The 5,327-nt window shown below is 52.9% G+C and carries 6 protein-coding genes; all 6 read left to right on the top strand.

The annotated features are described in order from the left end of the window. Positions 1-242: 242 nt before the first annotated feature. Positions 243-896: a 3D domain-containing protein gene (locus PEH01S_RS33825; RefSeq protein WP_025851147.1), complete on the top strand. Its 654-nt coding sequence runs from the start codon at positions 243-245 to the stop codon at positions 894-896. Between the two features lie 66 nt (positions 897-962). Then, on the top strand, positions 963-1,109 hold the full coding sequence (locus PEH01S_RS34955; protein ID WP_164828140.1) for a hypothetical protein: 147 nt from the start codon (positions 963-965) through the stop codon (positions 1,107-1,109). Between the two features lie 201 nt (positions 1,110-1,310). After that, positions 1,311-1,655 (top strand): hypothetical protein, encoded by a 345-nt coding sequence (locus tag PEH01S_RS33820; protein WP_127490416.1) that lies wholly within the window; start codon positions 1,311-1,313, stop codon positions 1,653-1,655. 161 nt (positions 1,656-1,816) lie between these two features. After that, positions 1,817-3,517: a M3 family oligoendopeptidase gene (locus PEH01S_RS33815; RefSeq protein WP_127490415.1), complete on the top strand. Its 1,701-nt coding sequence runs from the start codon at positions 1,817-1,819 to the stop codon at positions 3,515-3,517. Between the two features lie 266 nt (positions 3,518-3,783). Further along, entirely contained in the window at positions 3,784-4,731 is a 948-nt protein-coding gene (locus tag PEH01S_RS33810; RefSeq protein WP_246063146.1) for an ABC transporter ATP-binding protein, read from the top strand. 28 nt (positions 4,732-4,759) lie between these two features. Beyond that, a partial coding sequence (locus tag PEH01S_RS33805) for an ATP-binding cassette domain-containing protein (protein WP_164828139.1) occupies positions 4,760-5,327 on the top strand: 568 nt, incomplete at its 3' end.

Below are 5,327 nucleotides of genomic sequence, written 5' to 3'. Positions count from 1 at the left end.
TGTTGTGAAGGGGCAGGCTCTTTGCATTTGATCATGGGAAGCTGTTTTATAGGGGGCTGGCATGTCGGTTGGAGGCGGTTTGCTTGTTCCGAATTAAAAATTTTCCCAACTGCATGGAAGGGCGTTCGATCGTATACCAGGAGACGGTCGCTACGATGAGCGCTACGAAGACACGAGAACGTGTATAGATCTTGCGAATGTTGGAGAGCCTCTTCTAATAAGGGGAGGTTTAAACCAAGCTCATGCTACCAAAAACTGCAAGCCATGCCAAATGGATCTTGTTCATCGTGTTGATGCTGTCCTTCTTGATATGGTTTGGAAAACAACAGGAGTTCAAACGGTCTGTGGCGCCGAACAACGAGCTGCCGATTGCCGCTTTACCCGTATCCTTGCATTCGCCCGGTGTCGGCAAGCCGGAGGTCAAGCAGCCTGACTCCCAACCCGTGTCTGCCGCGAGCGGCCGCCGAACGGTGAATTACAAGCTGTTTCCCCATAAGGGACAAGATTTATCCAACTATAAAGCCGTCGAGGTGACGGCAACCGGATATTATGCCGGACGGGAATCGACCGGTAAAAACCCCGGCCATCCCGAATACGGAGTTACGTTTTCCGGAATGAAGGTTACCCGGGACGTTGAATCGTTCTCCACGATCGCCGCAGACCCGAAAGTGTTTCCGATCGGAACGGTGCTGTATATTCCCGGCTACGGTTACGGTATTGTCGCGGACACGGGCAGTGCGATCAAAGGCAACCGGATCGATTTGTATTTCGAGACGAAGGATCAGGTGTACAAAGAGTGGGGCAAAAAAACGCTGAACGTTTTCGTGGTGAAAAGGGGCGACGGAAAAATCAACGAATCACTCTGGAACCAACTGAAGAGCGAGCTGCTGTTTTAAAAATTTTCTAAGCATAACGCCCCTACCTGACATCCATAATAAAGGATATCAGGGGAGGTGATAGCGATGGCTAAAAATAAAAATCTAAATGTAAATCTAAATAAAAATCTCAAGACCGATACGGAATTTTCCGAAGAGGTTGTGGCGAATAACGTGAAGCAGCCGGCTCAAAACAACCCGAGCGAAGGCGCTAACGAAACGGCAAGACAATAAGGAAATCATGCAGATGCGAAGGAGGAGGCCTGAATGATATTTCGGGCTTCCTCATTTTGTTTGATGGAGGGTGAACAAAATTCATTATTTTCAAAGCGGGAATTTTGGTGTAAACTGATACTAATAATGTGATCATATCTAACATCATAGGATAGGTGAGGTTTCATGTTGAATGCTGTGCCGTCAAGGGGTTCGGTCAGGATGAACCAGCGGAAAGCGGCGGAAGTGTATCCTTTTCTTGAAACGTATATCGTCCGTAAGGAAGAGCAGCTTGCCGAGCTTGAACAAGCCATCAAGCGTTACGAGAAAAAGCGGATGATGGAAGAACGAAGCTATCAAATGATGTCAGCTTTTCGTCGTTTATTCGCAGGGAAAAAGCCGGACCATCATCTGGCCGTCGAATATATTCACTATGTCAAAAAGCCTATGGAACAAATTCGCGTGCTGCGGCTGGAGATTGAGCAGGCCCGCGCCATCTTGAATGAAAGTGAACCGAACGATTTGGTGGCTGTCAGCGAAGAGTTGTCGAGAGCTCTGGATGAATAGAAAAAACAATCATGGACCGGATAAAGCGTCTGTTCGCCGTTTGTTGGCGTCGGAGGCTTATTTTTGTTTCCGCATATTGACAAAAACGGCTCACCCCTTTATGTTTCTAACGAAGGTCATGGGCTTTCCGACCGTTAGACATGGAAAGGGATGAAGCGATAATGACAAGGAAGTTCGAAGATTTTGTATACGAGCGCCCGGATATGGAGCAGCTGACGGAACGGATGAACGAATCATTGCAGCGGTTCTGTGAAGCCGGTTCGCCGGAGGAGCAGCAGGCTCTTCTGACCCGGATGAACGATCTTCGTAGCCATTTCGAGTCGATGGCCGCGATCGCCCGAATCCGGCATACGATCGATACGAACGACCCATTCTATAAAGCGGAGCAGGACTTTTTTGACCAGCAGACCCCGGTGTATCAAGGCTTCCTTTCGAAGTATTATGCGGCATTGGCCGAATCGCCTTACCGCGCGGCGTTGGAAGAGCAATGGGGCAAGCAATTGTTCCGGATAGCCGAGCGGACGGTGAAAACGTTCGCGCCTGAGGTCCTCGACGAGCTGCGGCAGGAGAACAAGCTTGTCTCCGATTATGTTAAACTGACTGCCTCCGCGTCGATTTCCTTTGACGGACGCGAGCTCAATCTGGCTCAGCTTACGCCTTACACGCTGTCCACCGACCGGGAGACGCGAAAACGCGCGCTGGATGCGGGCTACGCTTTTTTTGCGGAGCATGAGGCGGCTCTTGACGAAATCTACGACAAGCTTGTCCAAGTACGGACGAGCATCGCCTGGAAGCTCGGATATCCAAACTTCGTTCAGCTTGGATATGACCGTCTGAAGCGTTCGGACTACGACGCGGCGGATGTTGCCGTTTTCCGGGAGCAGGTGCGGAAGCATCTGGTGCCGCTTGCTTCGCGCATCAGAGAGCAGCAGCGGCAGATGCTTGGCGTTGACCGGTTAACTTACTATGACGCCAAATATCGTTTTCCGAAGGGGAACCCGACGCCGAAGGGCGATGCGGGCTGGATCGTCGACAACGCCAAACGGATGTATGCCGAGCTGTCGCCGGAGACCGACGCATTTTTCCGGATGATGACGGACCACGGGCTGATGGATCTCGTCAGCAAAGCCGGCAAAGCGGTCGGCGGCTACTGCTCGTATATCAAGTCGGAGCAGGTGCCTTTTATTTTCTCCAATTTCAACGGCACGAGCGGGGATGTCGACGTGCTGACGCACGAGGCCGGACATGCATTCCAACAGTACATGAGCCGGCATCATGAGGTGCCGGAATATGTGCATCCGACATTGGAAGCGTGCGAGATCCATTCCATGAGCATGGAGTTTTTCGCTTGGCCTTGGATGGAGCTGTTTTTCCGCGAGGATACGGACAAATACAAGTACGAGCACTTGAGCGCGGCCATCCTGTTCATTCCTTACGGTACCGCGGTCGACGAATTCCAGCATTTCGTGTACGAGCACCCGGAAGCGACCCCTGCGGAACGCAAAGCCAAGTGGCGCGAGCTGGAATCGGTCTATCGACCGGATTTGGCGCTGGAGGAGAACGATTTGCTGAATCGCGGCGGGTACTGGTACCAGCAGCGGCACATTTTTCGCACGCCGTTTTATTATATCGACTACACGCTGGCGCAAATCTGCGCGCTCCAATTCTGGTCCCGCGCGCAAAGCGACAGCAAGCGGGCCTGGGACGATTACGTAAGGCTCTGCCGGGAAGGCGGCAGCCGTTCGTTCAGCGAGCTGGTGGAGGTGGCCGGACTGCTTTCGCCGTTTGCGGAAGGCACGGTCGAATCGGTCATCGGCGATATCGGAGCGTGGCTGGAAAAGACGGACATTCGCGCGTTCTAGAATTCGACAGCAGTTCAGAAAAAACTAACAGAAATTCCCTGGGAGACGAAAAAAATTTACATTTTCGTCTCTTTTTCTTGTCTTCAATTCACTGGTGTTTAAGGAGAATTCAAAAAAAATTGTAAATTTTTAAAATTTCTAATGACAAGTTGGTCAATAATCCTCATAATTAGACGTGATGCTGTCATCCGAAATAATTCCAGCATAGTGAAATTTTATGACACAATGAATGTGGAAGTGAAGGTGATCCCTTGTCTGAGGCGCTTTTGGAAGTGAAATCGCTTAAAACGGTAATTAAAGACAAAAAGAGGGAATTGACTGTTGTCGACGGCATCGATTTTAAAATCGGAAAGAACGAAGTGGTCGCGCTCGTAGGAGAATCCGGCTGCGGCAAAAGCATGACTTCCTTATCGATCATGCAGCTGCTTCCCCGGACAGGGGAGATTGCCGGCGGCGAAGTCCGTTTCGGCGGACGGAACTTGGTCGGCCTCGGCAATCGGGAAATGTCGGGCGTTCGCGGGCGTCAAATCGCGATGATCTTTCAGGAGCCGATGACCTCGTTGAATCCGGTGCTGACCATCGGGAAGCAGTTGACCGAAGCGATAACCCGACACCTCGGCGTAACCAAAACGGAAGCGGTTACAGTAGCGGAGGATTGGCTGCGGCGCGTCGGATTTCCGGAGCCTTCGCGGATTCGGAAGGAGTACCCGCACCGCTTGTCGGGCGGCATGCGGCAGCGTGTCATGCTGGCGATGGCAATGGCCTGCAAGCCCGAGCTGCTTATTGCCGACGAGCCGACGACGGCTTTGGATGTGACGATCCAGGCTCAGGTGCTTGACCTGATCCGACAGCTGCTTCGCGAGACCGACATGTCCGTACTGTTCATCACGCATGACTTGGGCGTTGTCGCCGAAATGGCTACGCGCGTCATCGTCATGTATGCCGGTCAAATCGTCGAGACGGCAGACGTTAGAACATTGTTTACCGATGCCAGACATCCGTACACAAAAGGGCTGCTCCAATCGACGCCCCGCATGCAGGGGGCGATTGAGAGGCTGGTTCCGATTCCGGGAAGCGTTCCGCCCGCAGGTTCTTTTCCGGCCGGCTGCCGGTTTGCCGAGCGATGTCCGATGGCGAAAGCGGAATGCCTTGACCGGCAGCCCGAGCTGCGGGAGATCGGAGCGGGGCATCAAGTTCGCTGCATTATGATCTAGTACGGATGGAGAGGGAGATGATCGACACGTGGGGGCTCCGCTTCTGGAGATTAAAGGGTTGAAAAAATATTTTGGCATCGGCGGCAGCTTAAAAAATGGAGCCGTCAAAGCGGTAGACAATGTCAGCTTTACGGTATTCAAAGGCGAAACGCTGGGCATCGTAGGCGAATCCGGCTGCGGCAAGTCGACAGTCGGGCGGTTGGTTTTGCGTCTGCTCGATTTGACCGAAGGCGACATCGTGTTTAACGGGACGTCGATCGGCAGTTGGAATCAGCGGCAGCTGCGGCCGATCCGCAAAGAAATGCAGTGCGTCTTCCAGGACCCGTATGCCTCGTTAAATCCGAGAATGACAGTGGGTAAAGCGATTGCCGAGCCGCTTGTGGTCCAAGGGGGATTGAAGTGGGCGGACGCGATGAAGCGGGCGGAACAGCTTTTGGATACGGTCGGACTCAGGTCTCAAGCGGTAGGGATGTACCCGCACGAATTTTCCGGCGGGCAGCGGCAGCGTATCGCAATTGCCCGCGCGATTGCGTTGAGTCCGAAGCTCATTGTGGCGGACGAGCCGGTCTCGGCCCTCGATGTCTCGATCCAAGCGC

Source organism: Paenibacillus ehimensis NBRC 15659, assembly GCF_004000785.1.
Lineage (GTDB): Bacteria > Bacillota > Bacilli > Paenibacillales > NBRC-103111 > Paenibacillus_G > Paenibacillus_G ehimensis.
This window is presented reverse-complemented; position numbering and strand designations above follow the sequence as displayed.